Below are 15,783 nucleotides of genomic sequence, written 5' to 3'. Positions count from 1 at the left end.
GTTCCGGGGGGAGGACCCCCTGGCCCCCGCCCGCGTCAGTCACCCCGCGCCTGCCGGGCCGGTCACCTCACTCGGCCGGAGGGCCGGGGCCGGAGGGCGCGGGAGCGGACTAGCCCTCGTTGGTCGCGGGGGCCTCTTCGCCGCTCTTCTTCCTGCGACGCGCCAGGTAGGCGGCGGCGCCACCACCGGCGGCGATCGCCGCACCGGCCGCGATCAGGCCGGCGAGCGGAGAACCGGTCTGGGCCAGGGGCTGGGCGTCCTTGGCCTCCGTCTTCGGGACGGTGTCCGAGTCGCGCTCCTTGACCGGCGGGTTCTTGGCGTCGTCGTCGCCACCGTCGTCGCCACCACCGTCGACCGTGCCGGTGGTGATGCCCGCGGCGCTCTCGGCGATCAGGAAGCCGGAGACGATCTCGTCGCCGACGCTGAAGGTGATGTACATGTCGGTGATGGCGTCGTTCCAGACGAACCCGGCGTCCTCGGTCTCGTGGACCGCGCTGACGGGCTCCAGCGACACCACGAGGTCGACGGTCTCGCCCTCGACGTCGGCCTGGAGGGTGGAGGCGCCGAGGACCCCGGCGTCGAAGCCGTGGTTGACGGCCCCGTCCCAGCCCTGGCTGGTGGAGACGCTGGCACCGTGGATGGTGGCCTCGAGCAGGACGTCGCTGCCGGCGTCGACCAGCTCGGAGTTCTCCTCGTCGAGTTCGATGACGTCGGCGGAGGCCGTCGTGTTCTCCGCGTCCTCGTCGTCACCGTCCTCGGCCGGGTCGGAGGGCTCCTCGGTCGGCTGCGTGGTGGGCTCCTCGGTCGGCTCCTCCGAGGGCTGGTCGGTGCCGCCGTCGTCCGGGACGTCGGTGCCACCCTCGTTGTCACCGTCCTCGGGGGTCTCCTCGCCCTCGGGAGCGTCGTCGCCCTCGGTCGCGTCGTCCTCGGCGTCGTCCTCGTCGTCGTCCGGGGTCTCCTCGTCCTCGTCCTCGTCCTCCTCGGGGTCGAGGATGCCGGGGAGGTCGGCCTCGGTGATGACGATGCGCGCGGTGTCGACCACGGCGGTGCCGGTGGCCCCGCTGGAGTTCACGGTGGCCGTGGTGGTGCCCTCGACGGTCAGCCACTCACCGATGGCGCCACTGAAGGAGTCCGAGACCGTCTGGTCCTTGGTGATGTAGGTCTGCGTGGGCGAGGAGGCGCCCAGGGCCGAGGCGTAGCCCCACCCGTAGGTGTCGGCGTGGGCGGGCGAGGCGGCGCCCAGGGTGAGGGCGCCCAGCGCGGCGAAGGCGACACCGCCCTGGAGCACGCGGCGTGCGGAGATTCGAGAAGCGTTCTTCAAGATCAATCCTCGTGTGGATCGTCCAGGCCCACATGGGTCGGGGCCAGGCCTGGTCTGGGCTTCCACCGCCGGAACACAAAGGCGGGAAGTCTCGGAACGCGGAATCACGGACCAGGGTCGAATGGGGGACGGCCAAGGCACACAGAAGCCTATGACCTGCGAAAATAGAGAGCTTGCGCGGTTTCGGCCCGCAGAGGGCAAGAGCCGGAAGAACCGGCTGAGTTGCTTTCCATTCCCTACGATGACAATACAGTCCAGCCAAAGATCAAATGCATGATCACTGATCTCGAAAACATCACAATGAACCTTTGAATGCACTGAGTAACCGCGCTCGATAATTCTGGTTATTCTTTTGGATTCAGGTAAACCTTCTCCCGGCCGGAGCGTCTTACAAGGAAGACGTCGGCTGTGAGGACACCCGACCGGCGCCCGTTCCGCGTCCGCACCGGCCGGAACCACCGGCCGGTGTGGCACGGGTCACCTCCTCTCGGCATAATGCGAACCATGAGTTCCCCCCTGCCTTCCCGTGTCCGCCCTCCGCGTGTGCGTCCGCCCGGCCGGGGACGGCCCCGGCACCGTCCGACGGACGACCGGAGCACCCGGGACGCACACGCGAACGCGCGATAGCGCACCTACGAACCTCGTGAACTGCACAATGGGGACCATGCCTCTGACACCGGCGGACATCCGCAACAAGAAGTTCCACACGGTGCGTCTGCGCCCGGGTTACAACGAGGAGGACGTGGACGCGCTCCTCGACCGGATCGAGGCGACGCTGGTCGCGCTGGAGGGCGGGCCGCGCACCGGACCGCTGCTCACCGCGGACGAGATCCGCAACTCCCGGTTCCGCACCACCCGGATGAGCCCCGGCTACCGCGAGGACGAGGTGGACGACTTCCTCGACCTCGTCGTCGCCGACCTCGCCGGACGCGGCCTGGGCCAGCCCGCCGCGCCGCCGCCCCTGCCTCCGCGCCCGGGCCAGGACGGGCCCCGCCCGCCCCACCCCGGCCAGGGGACGGGGTACGCGGACCCGCGCCGTCCCGGCCCGCCGCCCGGCACCCCGGCGGACGGCCCCCGGATGGCGCCCCAGGACATCAGGGAGAAGCGCTTCGCCACCACCCGACTGACCACCGGCTACAACGAGCAGGAGGTGGACGAGTTCCTGGACCGCGCCGAGTACACCCTGGAGGTCCTTCTCCAAGGGAGGCCGGACCGCGCCACGCTCAGCTCCGCCGAGGTGGAGCGCGTCCAGTTCGCCACCACCCGGGCCCGCCCGGGGTACGACCCGGCCCAGGTCGACCACTTCCTCGACGAGCTCGCGGAGGAGTTCCGCCGGTACGAACACCCCTGAGCCCGGACACGCCGCCTCCGCCACACCACACGAAGGGAAGCGGAAAGTAATATTTAGGCACAGGGAGTAGTCATTCCCTGACACGGGCGGCCCGAGGGGAGCAGTGTGCGACATTCCATGCCGTCTTGGGGGACCTCACCGACCAGCGCGGTCCACGGGGTCCCCGGCTGCACCGCCGCCCCCGGACCGTGGTCGGCGCACCAGCCCTCCCCACAGGCGAGCGAACCGTACCCCGCCGACTCCGACGAGGAGGTCGTCCCGGCCTCGGCTCACCCCTGGGAGAGACCGTTGCTGGCCCTGGCCGTGACGGTGACGCTGGCGCTGACCGCGGTGCTGCTGCGCCTGGTGTGGTCGGTGTCGGGTTCGCTGCTGTGGACGGCGCTGGCACTGGTCACGGTGCCGTTGGTCTGCTGGTCGGCGCGCGGCCTGCGGTACGCCCGCGAACGCGCCGAGTCGGTCCGGATCTCTCCGACCCAGTTCCCCGAGGCGTACCGGGTGGTGGGTTCGTTGGCGCGGGACATGGGGCTGGCCCGGCGCCCGGAGGCCTACGTCCGGCCGGGGCCGGTCTCGGTGCGCGCGGACGCCGCCGCGCACGGACTCCGGCGCTACCTGGTGCTGCCCGACGCGGTCTTCGACGACCACGGCCTCCCCCGGGACCGGGAGGCCCTCGCCTTCCTCGTCGCGCACCAGGTGGGCCACCTCGCCGCCGGTCACACGGGCTACTGGCGGCGGGTGGCCACCCTCGGCGCCGACCTGGTCCCCGGCCTCGGCTCGGCGCTGTCCCGGGCCTGCGAGTACACCGCCGACAACCACGCCCACGCGCACGTGCCCGAGGGCGCGCACGGGGTGCGGCTCTACGCCGGAGGCCCGACCCTGTACCGGCGGGTGAACCTGGGCGAGATGGCCGCCCGGGCCCACACGGACCGGGGCTGCTCGCTGCTGCTCTATCACCTGCTCTCCCGACACCCCGGCAACACCCGCCGCATGGCCGCCCTGCGCGACCGCGACCGCCGGGGCCGGGTGTTCCTGTAGCCCGCCAGCCCCGGCATCCACCGCTGCGACCAGGAGCTTCTCCACGAAGCGCGACCCGCGCCACCCTCAGGAGACTTGACGTGTTCGAACAGGTGTTCGATAGACTGTCCCTCGTGAGTCTCCTGAACGACCAGATCAACGTCCGTTCCACCGACCGTGGTCACCCGGTCCGGTTCACCTGGCGCGGCCACACCTTCCGTGTGCGCCGGATCATCGGTGACTGGCCCGCGCGGCCCGGCGCCCCGGGCGTACCCGCCACGCACATCCACCTGCTCCGGGTCGCGGCCGAGTCCGAGACCGGCCAGCCCAGCATCATCGACATCTCCCGTGACGCCGCCTCGGACCGCTGGACCATGCGCCGCCAGTGGAGCTGACGGACGTGTCCCGCCCGCCGCTCGGCTGCCCGGACGTACTCCTCCAGGGCGTGGCGCTCGGTGGCGCCGTTCAGCAGCGAGCAGGGCGGTCCGGAACCGATCAGCGGACGTAGTACGGCTCGCCCTCGTCGCGGCGGGCCCAGCGGATGCGTTCGAGGACGCGCTCGGCCATGGGCGGCGTCTCGGACTCCGTGAACCAGTCCACGTCCAGGCTCTCGTCGCCGTCGATCCTGGGTTCGCCTCCGACGGGGCGGCAGCGGAAGGCGAGGTCGAGGAACTGCACCCGGTCGCCGTTGGGATAGGTGTGCGGCTCCTGAGCGACCACGCTCACCAGGCGGTCCACCTCGACCCGTACGCCTGTCTCCTCCCACACCTCGCGGACCACCGCCTGGGCGGGCTGCTCCCCCGGTTCGAGGATGCCGCCGGGGGTGGCCCAGCGTCCGTCGTCGGAACGCTGGTGCAGCAGCACCCGGCCGTCATCGTCGAGCACCACTCCGGTCACCCCCACCAGGGGGAGGAGGGAGTGGCCGACGTGCTCGCGCATCTGGGTGACGAAGTCCGGGACGGGCATGCACACGACACTAACGCCGTCCCCCGTGCCTCCCCTCGATCAGCCACGCCCACGGCGGAGTTCGGCGTACTCGTGGTCCAGGATCGACATCAGGACCGCGTCGTGCCAGGCGCCGTCCCAGCGCAGGTGCTGGCGCCACACGCCCTCGCGGACAAACCCCGACCTGGCGTAGGAGCGTTCGGCGTTGGGGTTGAAGGCGAACACCTCCAGGGCCACCCGGTGCAGCCCGGCTGTCGCGAAGGCGTACTCCAGGACCAGGTCGGTGGCCTCGGTGCCGTAGCCCCGGCCGGTCCACGCCATGGAGTTGAGCGCGATCCGGTAGTGCGCCTCGGCGTTGTCCGGGTCGAGGTCGAGCAGCGCGCAGTCTCCGACGGCCGTGCCGTCCGGGGCGCGGATCAGCCAGTCGGCCCGGTCGTGCCGGTGCTCCCGCTCCGTGAACACGCGGCGCAGCTGTTCGGGGGTGAACTCCTGGTGGGTGCCGGTGAGCCTGCGCACCTGCGGATCCATGTCCACGAGGGCGGGGATGACCTCGTCCGCGTTGGCCGCGCCGAGCGGTTCCAACCGCACCCGTTCCCCCACGAGGACGGGTTGGTCTCGGAAGACGTCTGCAGGCACCATGATGGGAATCCAACCAGCGCCCCGCAGACGGGGGCAACGGGATTTCGAGGGGGCGCGGTGGCGGCCGGTACCGGCACGGCGGGTCTGCACACCATCCGTGAGAACAACCTCCGCGCGGTGCTGCGGACCGTCCGGGCCCTCTCCCCGTGCTCGCGTGCCGCCGTCGCCACGGCCACCGGACTGAACAAGACCACCGTGTCCAGCCTGGTCAGCGACCTCATGGAGCGCGGTCTGGTCCGGGAGACCGGGCAGACCCCGCAGCGCCGGGTGGGCCGACCCGGTGTCCTTCTGGACCTGGACGACCGTTCCGTGGCCGCCGTCGGCGTGGAGGTCAACGTCGACTACCTCTCGGTGGTCGCCGTGGACCTGGCCCACCGGGATCTGGTGGTGCGGCACGTGCCGCTGGACGCCCGCTCCGTGGGGGCGGAGGCCTGCGCGGCCCGGATCGCGACGGTCCTGCGGGAGGTGACCGGCGAGCCCGTGCTGGAGGGCCGCGCGGTGGTCGGGGTGAGCGTGGCGGTTCCCGGGCTGATCGACTCCCCCACCGGCACGGTCACGCGGGCGCCCAACCTGGACTGGCGGGACGTGCCTCTGCGCGACCTCCTCCGCTCGGAGCTGGCGGGTTCCGCCCTCGCCGGCGCGACCGTCCTGGTCGACAACGACGCCAACCTCGGCGCCATGGCCGAGTACCGGTTCGGCTCCCTGGCCGGACTCACGGACCTGGTGTACGTGACCGGCGAGGTGGGGATCGGCGCGGGGGTGCTCACCGGCGGTGAGCTGCTGCGCGGCGCCGCCGGTTCCGCCGGGGAGATCGGCCACCTGGAACTGGCCGCCGACGGCCCGGAGTGCTCGTGCGGGCGGCGGGGCTGTCTGGAGGCGCTGGCCGGGATCGGGGCGATCCTGCGTGCCGCCCTGCCGGACCGGGTCGCGGACCGTCCCCTGGAGAGCCGGGACGTCGCCGCCCTGGTCGACCTCGTGGTCGAGCGCGCGTCTGCGGGTGACGGTCCGGCCGTCGCCGCCCTGGAACGCGCCGGAACCTGGCTGGGACGCGGGGTGGCGACCCTGGTCAACGTGGTCAACCCCGGGGCCGTGGTGGTGGGCGGGTACTTCGTGCCGCTGGCCCCGTGGCTGCTCCCCAGCTGTCGCGCGGCGGCCGGGGCGCACTCCTTCGCCCCCGAGGCGGGCGGGTGCCGGGTGGAGCCCTCCGCCCTCGGCATGAGCGCCGCGTCCCGTGGCGGCGCCGCCGTGATGATCCACGGCCTGGACTCGGGTGCCCTGCCGCTGCCGTAGTCGGAAACGTGGTGGCCTCGGTCGAGTACGAACTCACCCGTGCGGTGTGGGATGAGCGGGAGCGGGCGTGACCACCGCCCGGATCGGGGTGGCGGAGACCGTTGACAATTAGTTGGGACTCTATACAAACTGGCGGGGTCCGACGCCCTCCACGGACCGACCCCCCCGGGAGCACACATGTCCGACCTCCGCCCCACCCCTGAGGACCGCTTCAGCTTCGGCCTGTGGACCGTGGGCTGGCGCGGCGTCAACACCTTCGGCGACCCGGTCCGTCCGGTGCTCGACCCGGTGGACGCCGTGCACCGCCTCGCGGACCTCGGCGCGTACGGCGTCACCTTCCACGACGACGACCTGATCCCGCCGGGCAGCACCCCCGCCGAGCGGGAGGCGATCCTCCGGCGCTTCCGAGGCGCCCTCGACGCGACCGGCGTGCGGGTGCCCATGGTCACCACCAACCTGTTCAGCCACCCGGTCTTCCGGGACGGCGGGTTCACCTCCAACAGCCGGGACGTGCGCCGCTACGCACTGCGCAAGGTCGTCCGCAACATCGACCTCGCGGTCTCACTGGGGGCCCGGACCTTCGTGTGCTGGGGCGGCCAGGACGGCGCCGAGACCGAGGCGGGCAAGGACCAGCAGGCCGCTCTGGACCGCCTGCGTGAGGCCTTCGACCTGCTGTGCGCGTACGTGCTCGACCAGGGGTACGACCTGCGCTTCGCCATCGAGCCCAAGCCCAACGAACCGCGCGGCGACGTCCTGCTGCCCACGGTCGGCCACGCCCTGGCCTTCATCGAGCGGCTGGCCCACCCCGAGATGGTGGGGGTCAACCCGGAGGTCGGCCACGAGCAGATGGCCGGGCTGAACTTCGCGCACGGCGTGGCCCAGGCCCTGTGGGCCGGCAAGCTCCACCACATCGACCTCAACGGGCAGCGCGGCGTCAAGTACGACCAGGACCTGCGCTTCGGCGCGGGCGACCTCAAGGAGGCGTTCTTCCTGGTCGACCTGCTGGAGCGCTCCGGGTACGAGGGCCCCCGGCACTTCGACTTCAAGCCGCCGCGGACCGAGGACGCGTCCGGGGTGTGGGAGTCCGCGGCGGGCTGCATGCGCAACTACCTCCTCCTGAAGGAGCGGGCCGCCGCCTTCCGCGCCGACCCGGAGGTGGTCACCGCCCTGGCCGAGTCCCGGGTGCCCGAGCTGTCCGAACCCACGCTCTCCCCGGGTGAGGGAGTCGCGGACCTGCTCGGGGAGGAGTTGGACCTGGAGGAGGCGGGGCGGCGCGGATACCACTTCGAGCGGCTGGACCAGCTCGCCCTGGAGCACCTGCTCGGCGCCCGCTGACAGGGGGCGCCCCCGGCGAACGGGGGACGTTCGCCGGGGGCGCGGGGGGCTCGGAGTCATCCGAGCGGTCTCTGGTCAGTGGACGAGGGCGTCCGGAGCGCGTTCCCGGGCGGCCTCCGGAGGGCGCTCCCGAGCGGTCTCGCGCTCGTCGTAGAGTCTCGCGAACTCCCGGGCGCGCTGCCGGTAGCGCCTGGTCCAGGGGCCGAGGAAGAGCAGGTACGCCAGGAACAGCAGGGTGAACGTCGCGGTGAGGCGGAAGTCGGAACCCGCTCCGTCGAGCAGGTAGCTCATGGTCGCGAGCGCACCGAACAGCAGTGCGCCGACCACGCTCACGACGTTGACGGTCCTCGGGGAGTTGATCCTCGCCTCCGCCTGGGCGGCGAGGACCCGGGCGACCCGGTTGACCTCGTCCCGTTCGTGGAGGCCGCCGCGGCGCAGCTGGCGCTTGGCCTCCAGCAGGTCCACCGGATCAGTGTCCGGCTGCAGCGTCGAGGTGCCCAGCGTCCGGCGCAGGAACGCGGGCATCAGCCACACCATGAGGGCGCCCATGATCACGACGGGGGCCGCCGCGCCGAGCAGGACCGGGACGGCGGACGCCCAGTCGTCGAGCAGGATCACGCAGAGGACGAATGGCGGGAGCAGCCCCACGAGAAGGGCGACTGACACGGCCCTGACGGCGTAGGCACGCGGGTGGTTCTGCGCGTAGACCTGCATCCGGCCGAACAGGGCCCTGGGATGTCGGCGAGCGGACCGGGGGTGTGTCGTGGGCTCGTTCATGCCGAACCCACTACCCGGAAATCCCGTTACCAATCCGAGACTCTCGGTGGGGATGTCGATGACCGGCTTCTCGCCCGGGCGTCGTGGGCGTCGGCCACGGCCCGTGCCCTGCGCCTGGACCGGAGGTCCGAGGGGACGGCCACGACCACTATCACCACGAAGACAAGGCCCGTCGCCAGGAAGAACACGGACGTCCCGCTCCACGCACCGTCCGAGGTGTACCGGTTGAGCGCGTTGAACAGGTTCAGCACGCCGAAACCGCACAGCAGCAGCACCGACAGCCACAGCCGCTGTCTCAGGACCTGCGCGGCCAGGATCCGGGCGACCCTGTCCGCCTCGGGCAGGCCGGTCAGCTCTCCCGACCGGAGCACCCTTCTCGCGGCGCGCAGGTCGGCGGGACGGGTCCCGGCGGGGAGCCGGACCCCGGGCGGTGCCGGGTTCACCAGCACGGCGAGCAGCACCAGGAAGAGGGGGAGGCCCAGGGCCGCTCCCACCAGGACCAGGAGGAAGCGCGCGGCGGCGGAGAGGTCGAGGGTGAGGAGGAAGGCGAGGAGCGCGGTCAGGACGAGGAGCAGCACGGAGGCGACTCCCGCGACACGGCGCGCGTGGCGGGGGTCGTTCTGGATGCGGACCTGGAACCGGAGCAGGGGGTCGAGGAGGCGGCGGGGGGACCGGGGGGAGGGGGTGATGTCGTCGATGGACCCATTGTCCCCGAAGGAGGGAGACCCCGCGGGTTGTCCACAGGGGGACGACCGCCCCGCTTCGGGGCGGTCCGGCCGGGCGACACCCGATCCTCTCCGGGCAGGGCACCGCGCCTGCCGGAGGAGGGCACGGGAGAGGAGGGGTGTCAGCGGCGGTCACGGTCCCGGGAGGGGGCCCGGAACCCTGGTTCGGGCTAGCCGGCCTGGCGTTTGGCCTCCAGGGCCTCCATCGCCGCGACGGCGGTGGCGACGGTCTGGTGAACGGGAACCTGACGGTGCAGGCCGACCAGTCGGACGACCTTGGTGACGCGTTCGTTCAGTGCCGCCAGTGACAGGGAACCGTCCCGCTCACGGACGTTCCGATAGGCGTTGATGATGACGTTCAGCCCGCTGGAGTCCATGAAGTCCAGGGCGGACAGGTCCAGGATCAGCCACGGACCGTGGTCCTCGATCGCGGTCCTGATGTGTTCCTGGAGGTCGGCGGCGGTCGCGATGTCGAGCTCTCCCTCGATCGCGACGATGACGCTGCGGCTCTCGAACCGCGTGCTCAGTCCAAGCCTGTGCACGTTCACTCCTCCCGGCCCCACGTTCCGATGGTGAGGGGTCCCTCGCTTAACCATACGCAGCCCGACCGGGAACGACTACCGGACCCGGCTCCACTCCCACAGAGCCGGTCCGGTGAGGGGAGACACTTGCGCGCCCGAGCGGCCTGGTAAGTCGTTGGACACACACGGTATAAGCGAACCGCTTCCACGGGAATGGCATCGGGCAAGAAATTTTCGCCTCATGGGCGAGAACCCCCTCCCCCCGGGTCGGTACCTCCCGTTCACCCTGGGTCATTTCACGACATGACACCCGGTGTTGCTTCGTGCCCCTCAGGCACCCCCACCGTCACTGTCGGCCCGGTCACGGCCCGTTCGGCCCTCCGCGTCACCGTCACCCTGAGTGAACGAGTCCAGCAGGGCACGCGCGGCCAGGGTGGCGGTGGTCTCACCCGATCGCACCTGTGCCTCCATCGTCGGGATGGCGTCGGCCACACCCGCGTCCCGCAGGAACGAGTCCAGGAGCTGGTCCCGCACCTGGTCCCACATCCAGCTCACGCCCTGGGCGCTGCGCCGGTCGGCGAGGGCCCCGTCGCGCTCCAGCACCCGCCGGTGGTCGAGCACCGTGTCCCAGACCTCGTCCAGCCCGTCACCGGTCAGACCGCTGCACGTCAGCACCGGCGGCCGCCACTCGGGGTGGACCGGCTGGAGCAGGCGCAGGGCACGGGAGAGCTCCCGGGCGGCCTTGCGGGCGTCGTCGGCGTGCGGGCCGTCGGCCTTGTTCACGGCGACCACGTCCACGAGTTCCAGGACGCCCTTCTTGATGCCCTGGAGCTGGTCTCCGGTCCGGGCCAGGGTGAGGAACAGGAAGCAGTCCACCATGGCGGCGACGGTGACCTCGGACTGGCCCACCCCCACGGTCTCCACCAGGACCACGTCGAACCCGGCCGCCTCCATGAGCAGCATGGTCTCCCGGGTCGCGCGGGCCACCCCGCCGAGGGTGCCGGCCGTGGGCGAGGGCCGGATGAACGCGTCGGGGTCCACCGCGAGGTCGGCCATGCGCGTCTTGTCGCCCAGGATGCTGCCACCGGTGCGGGTGGAGGAGGGGTCGACCGCGAGCACGGCCACCCGGTGGCCGCGCGAGGTCAGCCGGGTGCCGAGCGCGTCGATGAAGGTCGACTTGCCCACGCCGGGCACCCCGGTGATCCCCACCCGCTGGGCCCCGCCGGTGTGCGGGAGCAGCCGCACCAGCAGTTCCTGGGCGGAGCGCGTGTGGTCCGGGCGGCGCGATTCCACGAGGGTGATCGCCCTGGCCAGGGTCGGCCGGTGCCCGGACAGCACCCCCTCGGCCAGGGCGTCCACGTCCACCGGACGCCTCCCGCGCACCGCCACGTCCACTCCCCCTCCCGGCCGGAATCCGGCCGTCACCTCCGGTCGGGCCGGTCCGGCCCGCCGCGCCGAACGGTCACGCCCGCTGCTCCGTGCCCTCCGGGTCCAGCCGCTCCTCCAACTGGTCGAGCAGGTCGATCGCGGCCTCCGCGATCACCGTCCCCGGCGGGAAGATGGCCGACGCCCCGGCGGCGCGGAGCTCGTCGAAGTCACCCGGCGGGATCACCCCGCCCACCACGATCATGATGTCCTCGCGGTCGAGTCGGGCCAGTTCCTCGCGCAGCGCGGGCACCAGGGTCAGGTGTCCGGCGGCCAGGGAGGACACCCCGACCACGTGCACGTCGGCCTCCACGGCCTGGACGGCGACCTCGGCCGGGGTCTGGAACAGCGGGCCCACGTCCACGTCGAACCCGAGGTCGGCGAAGGCGGTCGCGATCACCTTCTGTCCCCGGTCGTGTCCGTCCTGGCCCATCTTCGCCACGAGGATGCGGGGACGGCGCCCCTCGGCCTCCGCGAACGCGTCGACCCGGGCGGTCACCCGGTCCATCAGTCCGGCCGCGTCGGAGCTCCCGGCCGCCTCGTTCCTGTACACACCCTGAATCGTACGGATCTGGCCGGAGTGGCGGTGGAAGACCTTCTCCATGGCGTCGGAGATCTCCCCGACCGTCGCCTTGGCCCGGGCGGCGTCGACGGCTGCGGCGAGCAGGTTGTTGGTGAGTGACGCGTCGGCCCTGGACTCCCGCCCGGCGGCCTCGGTGAGGGCGTCGAGGGCGGCGCGCACCCGGTCGTCGTCACGCTCCTCGCGCAGGCGGCGGAGCTTGTCCAGCTGTTCGGAGCGGACCCTGGAGTTCTCGACCTTGAGGACGTCGATCTCGTCGGCGGAGTCGGGCCGGTACTTGTTGACCCCGATCACCGGCTGCCGCCCGGAGTCGATGCGCGCCTGGGTGCGGGCGGCCGCCTCCTCGATGCGCATCTTGGGCAGCCCGGCGTCGATCGCGGCGGCCATGCCCCCGGCCTTCTCGACCTCCTGGATGTGCGCCCACGCCTTCTCGGCCAGCTGCTGCGTGAGGCTCTCCACGTAGTAGCTGCCGCCCCAGGGGTCGACCACGCGGGTGGTGCCGGACTCCTGCTGCAACAGCAGCTGGGTGTTGCGGGCGATGCGCGCGGAGAAGTCCGTGGGCAGGGCGAGCGCCTCGTCCAGGGCGTTGGTGTGCAGCGACTGGGTGTGGCCCTGGGTCGCGGCCATCGCCTCCACGCAGGTGCGCGCCACGTTGTTGAACACGTCCTGCGCGGTGAGGGACCAGCCGGAGGTCTGGGAGTGGGTGCGCAGGCTGAGCGACTTGTCCTTGACCGCGCCGAGGTCCTTGACCAGGCGGGCCCACAGCAGGCGGGCCGCACGCAGCTTGGCGACCTCCATGAAGAAGTTCATCCCGATCGCCCAGAAGAACGACAGTCGGGGCGCGAAGGCGTCCACGTCCAGGCCGGACCTCTGACCGGCGCGGATGTACTCCACGCCGTCCGCGAGGGTGTAGGCCAGCTCCAGGTCGGCCGTGGCCCCGGCCTCCTGCATGTGGTAGCCGGAGATGGAGATGGAGTTGAAGCGCGGCATCCGCTGCGAGGTGAAGGCGAAGATGTCGGAGATGATCCGCATGGACGGCCGCGGCGGGTAGATGTAGGTGTTGCGGACCATGAACTCCTTGAGGATGTCGTTCTGGATGGTCCCCGACAGCTTCTCGGGCGGCACCCCCTGTTCCTCGGCCGCCACGATGTACAGCGCCAGGACGGGCAGCACCGCGCCGTTCATGGTCATGGACACGCTCATCCGGTCCAACGGGATCCCGTCGAACAGCTGGCGCATGTCGTAGATGGAGTCGATGGCCACGCCCGCCATGCCGACGTCACCGGCGACCCTCGGGTGGTCGGAGTCGTAGCCCCGGTGGGTGGCCAGGTCGAAGGCGACCGAGAGGCCCTTCTGGCCGGCGGCGAGGTTGCGGCGGTAGAAGGCGTTGGACTCCTCGGCGGTGGAGAAGCCCGCGTACTGCCGGATGGTCCACGGCTGGTTCACGTACATGGTCGGGTAGGGCCCGCGCAAGTACGGCGGGATGCCCGGCAGGCCGTCCACGAAGTCCAGGCCCGCGCGGTCGGCGGGCGTGTAGAGCGGCTTGACGCCGATCCCCTCGGGGGTCTCCCACTCCAGGGCGTCGGCTGCCTTCCCGGTGGAGTCCTCCAGGGCGCGCCGCCAGTCGGCCTCGCCCCGGTCTGCGCCGGTGAAGGCCGGGAAGCACGGGTCGACGGCGGAGAAGTCGGGGATCATACGGTCTCCCCCTGCGTGGAGTCGGTCGCGGTGGTCGGGGGATCGGTGAGGATCACGTCGAGCAGGTCGGTCAGCAGGGCGACGGCGTCGCAGCCCCTGTGGACGAAGGAGTCCACCCCGGCCTCCCGGTAGGCGTCCCGGGGCGCTCCGGCGAGCAGGACGCGGCGGGCCCCGGCGCCCTTGAGGGCCCGGGCGACGTCCTCCGCGTGCTCGTCGTAGAGCCGGTCCGAGGAGCAGATCACCGCGACCCGGCTGCCGGACTCCGCGAAGGCCCGCGCGGCGGACGGCGCGTCGTCGATCGGTCCCGGGTCGTCGGCCTCGATCCCCCCGGCCGCGAGGAGGTTGGTGGCGAAGGAGGCCCGGGCGGTGTGCGCGGCGACCGGGCCCAGGGTGACCAGGAAGGCACCGGGCCGGTGGCCGGTCGTGGCGGTGTGGGCGTCCGAGCGGTCCCGCAGGGCCTCGTAGTCCTGGGCGTAGCGTCGGGCCGGGAAGCCGCCCGGGACCGGCCGCCGACGGGCGGGGTCGGGCTCGCGGACCAGGGGTTTCTCGTGCGGGTCCGGGAACTCGCTGACCCCGGTGAGCGGGGCGGTGCGGCGGGCGAGGTCGTGGCGGCGGCGCTCCCACACGCGGTCCACCGCGGCGCGGAGCTCACCGTGCTCGATCGCCGCTCCGATGCCCCCGGCGCGCTCCGTCTCCTGGAAGAAGGCCCAGCCCGCGCCGTAGAGGTCCCGGGTGAGGGCCTCGACGTAGAACGATCCCCCGGCCGGGTCGATGACCTGGGCCAGGTGGGACTCCTCGATGAGGAGCGACTGGGTGTTGCGGGCGATCCGGCGGGCGAAGTCGTCGGGCAGCCCCACGGCGGAGTCGAAGGGCGCCACGGTGACCGCGTCGGCGCCGCCCACCCCGGCGGCGAAGCAGGCCACGGTGGCGCGGAGCATGTTCACGTGCGGGTCGCGTCGGGTGAGCATCGCGTCCGAGGTGGTGGCGTGCAGGCTCATGCCGCGCTGGTCCGCCGGGACCCCGCAGGCCTCCAGCACCTGGTTCCACATGGCGCGGACGGCGCGGAGCTTGGCGATGACGGAGAACTGGTCGGCGTTGGCGGCGAGCCGGAACTCGATCCTGCGAGCGGCGTCGGCCGGTTCGATCCCGGCGTCCGCGAGGGCACGCAGGTAGGCGGTCCCGGCGGCGACGGCGGAGCCGATCTCCTGGGCCTCGGAGCCGCCAGCGTCGTGCACGAGAGTGCCGTCCGCGACGAACAGCCCCAGCCTGGGATGGCGGGCGGCGTGTTCGGCGGCGAAGCGGGCCGCGTCCGCCACGTCGGGGCGCTCCCCTGCCCGTGCCGCCGCGCTGAGCGGGTCCAGGCCCAGGTGGGAGATGACGCGGCCGTCGGGGACGTCGGCGTCGGCGTGCGCCCGGAGCAGGGCCCTCGCGGCGTCGAGGGCGTGGGGGCCGGGTGCGGACAGCACCACGGGGGCGAGGTCGAGGTAGACGTCGGTGAGGGCCTCGCCCAGGCGGGAGAGGGGGACCCCGTCGGGTGTGGCGGTGTCGGCGCCCACGGCCACCCACAGCGAGCTCACGCCGTTCATGAGGTCGTCTTGGACGCGGCGGCGCAGCACGGCGGGGTCGGCCTCGGTGTGCCGGGCACGGATGTCCCAGCCTCCGGCCACGCCTCCGCCGGGCCGGTGGCCGCGCGTGAAGGGGGCCAGCCCGGGATAGCCGGGGTCGGCGGCGGGCGGGTCGGCGGTGTAGAGGGGGGCGATGTCGAACCCGTCGTAGCCGTGCGTGGCCAGAACGGACTCCGGGGTGTCCGCGAGCCGTTCCTCGGCGACACCGCTCTTGCGCAGCACCCCGGCGACGAGGGCGCGCCACCGCTCACGTGTGGCCGCCGGGAAGCCCTCGGCCAGGTTGGGGGCCGCGGTACCGGCGGCCCCGCTCTCAGGGACGTCCATACTTCGAGATGGTAGAGAACCGCGTTCGGTTCCGTTGAGTCGGGGTGTGGTGCTCGGCACAGGATCGCCCTCCACTGCCCGGACCAGCGCATTGGCCACGCCGGGCACACGGGCCACGCCCTCCCCAGGATATGACATGGGTCACACACTTGCCCGACTCGAAACCAGAAGCCCCGGTCAGGGACCTCAGCGGTGACCCCAACCGTTCTCCTGACAGGA

The 15,783-nt window shown here is 72.2% G+C and carries 14 protein-coding genes; 5 read left to right on the top strand and 9 right to left on the bottom strand.

Annotation, left to right across the window (positions count from 1 at the left end):
* Window positions 1-109: 109 nt before the first annotated feature.
* On the bottom strand, window positions 110-1,321 hold the full coding sequence (locus tag ACRWK8_RS04320) for an LPXTG cell wall anchor domain-containing protein (protein ID WP_431868469.1): 1,212 nt from the start codon (window positions 1,319-1,321) through the stop codon (window positions 110-112).
* A 655-nt stretch (window positions 1,322-1,976) separates the two neighbouring features.
* On the opposite strand from ACRWK8_RS04320, the gene ACRWK8_RS04315 reads away from it, so the two are divergent.
* The 3 genes from ACRWK8_RS04315 to ACRWK8_RS04305 all read left to right on the top strand — a co-directional run bounded on the left by ACRWK8_RS04315 (window position 1,977) and on the right by ACRWK8_RS04305 (window position 4,078).
* Window positions 1,977-2,672: a DivIVA domain-containing protein gene (locus ACRWK8_RS04315; RefSeq protein ID WP_378738066.1), complete on the top strand. Its 696-nt coding sequence runs from the start codon at window positions 1,977-1,979 to the stop codon at window positions 2,670-2,672.
* Between the two features lie 117 nt (window positions 2,673-2,789).
* On the top strand, window positions 2,790-3,704 hold the full coding sequence (locus tag ACRWK8_RS04310) for a M48 family metallopeptidase (RefSeq protein WP_431868467.1): 915 nt from the start codon (window positions 2,790-2,792) through the stop codon (window positions 3,702-3,704).
* A 113-nt stretch (window positions 3,705-3,817) separates the two neighbouring features.
* Entirely contained in the window at window positions 3,818-4,078 is a 261-nt protein-coding gene (locus tag ACRWK8_RS04305) for a DUF6504 family protein (protein WP_378738070.1), read from the top strand.
* A gap of 100 nt (window positions 4,079-4,178) precedes the next feature.
* On the opposite strand, the gene ACRWK8_RS04300 is transcribed toward ACRWK8_RS04305, so the two are convergent.
* Window positions 4,179-4,649 (bottom strand): NUDIX hydrolase, encoded by a 471-nt coding sequence (locus ACRWK8_RS04300; protein WP_431868464.1) that lies wholly within the window; start codon window positions 4,647-4,649, stop codon window positions 4,179-4,181.
* Between the two features lie 39 nt (window positions 4,650-4,688).
* Window positions 4,689-5,267 (bottom strand): GNAT family N-acetyltransferase, encoded by a 579-nt coding sequence (locus ACRWK8_RS04295; RefSeq protein ID WP_378738074.1) that lies wholly within the window; start codon window positions 5,265-5,267, stop codon window positions 4,689-4,691.
* A 57-nt stretch (window positions 5,268-5,324) separates the two neighbouring features.
* Between ACRWK8_RS04295 and ACRWK8_RS04290 the strand changes: the two genes are divergently transcribed.
* Together ACRWK8_RS04290 and xylA are read left to right on the top strand one after the other, a co-directional pair.
* Entirely contained in the window at window positions 5,325-6,557 is a 1,233-nt protein-coding gene (locus ACRWK8_RS04290) for an ROK family transcriptional regulator (protein WP_378738076.1), read from the top strand.
* Between the two features lie 177 nt (window positions 6,558-6,734).
* Complete coding sequence (xylA, locus tag ACRWK8_RS04285) at window positions 6,735-7,892, top strand: xylose isomerase (RefSeq protein WP_378738078.1); 1,158 nt, start codon at window positions 6,735-6,737, stop codon at window positions 7,890-7,892.
* A 75-nt stretch (window positions 7,893-7,967) separates the two neighbouring features.
* Here the strand turns inward: xylA and ACRWK8_RS04280 are convergent, their stop codons facing one another.
* The 6 genes from ACRWK8_RS04280 to ACRWK8_RS04255 all read right to left on the bottom strand — a co-directional run bounded on the left by ACRWK8_RS04280 (window position 7,968) and on the right by ACRWK8_RS04255 (window position 15,564).
* The gene (locus tag ACRWK8_RS04280; protein WP_431868461.1) at window positions 7,968-8,669 is read right to left on the bottom strand and encodes a hypothetical protein; all 702 of its coding nucleotides are present in this window, start codon (window positions 8,667-8,669) and stop codon (window positions 7,968-7,970) included.
* A gap of 26 nt (window positions 8,670-8,695) precedes the next feature.
* Window positions 8,696-9,247 carry a hypothetical protein gene (locus tag ACRWK8_RS04275; RefSeq protein ID WP_352387814.1) on the bottom strand — a complete coding sequence of 184 codons (552 nt, stop codon included), beginning with the start codon at window positions 9,245-9,247 and terminating at the stop codon, window positions 8,696-8,698.
* Between the two features lie 317 nt (window positions 9,248-9,564).
* On the bottom strand, window positions 9,565-9,936 hold the full coding sequence (locus tag ACRWK8_RS04270) for an STAS domain-containing protein (RefSeq protein ID WP_352387816.1): 372 nt from the start codon (window positions 9,934-9,936) through the stop codon (window positions 9,565-9,567).
* A 309-nt stretch (window positions 9,937-10,245) separates the two neighbouring features.
* Window positions 10,246-11,310, bottom strand: a complete 1,065-nt coding sequence (gene meaB, locus ACRWK8_RS04265; protein ID WP_378738083.1) for a methylmalonyl Co-A mutase-associated GTPase MeaB — start codon at window positions 11,308-11,310, stop codon at window positions 10,246-10,248.
* Between the two features lie 67 nt (window positions 11,311-11,377).
* Window positions 11,378-13,615 carry a methylmalonyl-CoA mutase gene (gene scpA / locus ACRWK8_RS04260; protein ID WP_431868458.1) on the bottom strand — a complete coding sequence of 746 codons (2,238 nt, stop codon included), beginning with the start codon at window positions 13,613-13,615 and terminating at the stop codon, window positions 11,378-11,380.
* On the bottom strand, window positions 13,612-15,564 hold the full coding sequence (locus ACRWK8_RS04255; protein ID WP_431868456.1) for a methylmalonyl-CoA mutase family protein: 1,953 nt from the start codon (window positions 15,562-15,564) through the stop codon (window positions 13,612-13,614). The genes scpA and ACRWK8_RS04255 overlap by 4 nt, the downstream gene beginning before the upstream one ends.
* Window positions 15,565-15,783: the final 219 nt, after the last annotated feature.

Origin of the sequence: Nocardiopsis eucommiae (assembly GCF_965344335.1) — a bacterium.
GTDB lineage: Bacteria > Actinomycetota > Actinomycetes > Streptosporangiales > Streptosporangiaceae > Nocardiopsis > Nocardiopsis eucommiae.
Note: the sequence above shows the minus strand (reverse complement) of the source record. Positions and strands in the feature narration are given on the sequence as shown.

What these genes read in the sequence shown, in the direction of transcription:
- ACRWK8_RS04315 (WP_378738066.1), top strand. Translation starts at nt 1,977, where the DNA reads ATGGGGACCATGCCTCTGACACCGGCGGACATCCGCAACAAGAAGTTC.
- ACRWK8_RS04310 (WP_431868467.1), top strand. Translation starts at nt 2,790, where the DNA reads ATGCCGTCTTGGGGGACCTCACCGACCAGCGCGGTCCACGGGGTCCCC.
- ACRWK8_RS04300 (WP_431868464.1), bottom strand. Translation starts at nt 4,649, where the DNA reads ATGCCCGTCCCGGACTTCGTCACCCAGATGCGCGAGCACGTCGGCCAC.
- ACRWK8_RS04295 (WP_378738074.1), bottom strand. Translation starts at nt 5,267, where the DNA reads ATGGTGCCTGCAGACGTCTTCCGAGACCAACCCGTCCTCGTGGGGGAA.
- xylA (WP_378738078.1), top strand. Translation starts at nt 6,735, where the DNA reads ATGTCCGACCTCCGCCCCACCCCTGAGGACCGCTTCAGCTTCGGCCTG.
- ACRWK8_RS04280 (WP_431868461.1), bottom strand. Translation starts at nt 8,669, where the DNA reads ATGAACGAGCCCACGACACACCCCCGGTCCGCTCGCCGACATCCCAGG.
- scpA (WP_431868458.1), bottom strand. Translation starts at nt 13,615, where the DNA reads ATGATCCCCGACTTCTCCGCCGTCGACCCGTGCTTCCCGGCCTTCACC.
- ACRWK8_RS04255 (WP_431868456.1), bottom strand. Translation starts at nt 15,564, where the DNA reads ATGGACGTCCCTGAGAGCGGGGCCGCCGGTACCGCGGCCCCCAACCTG.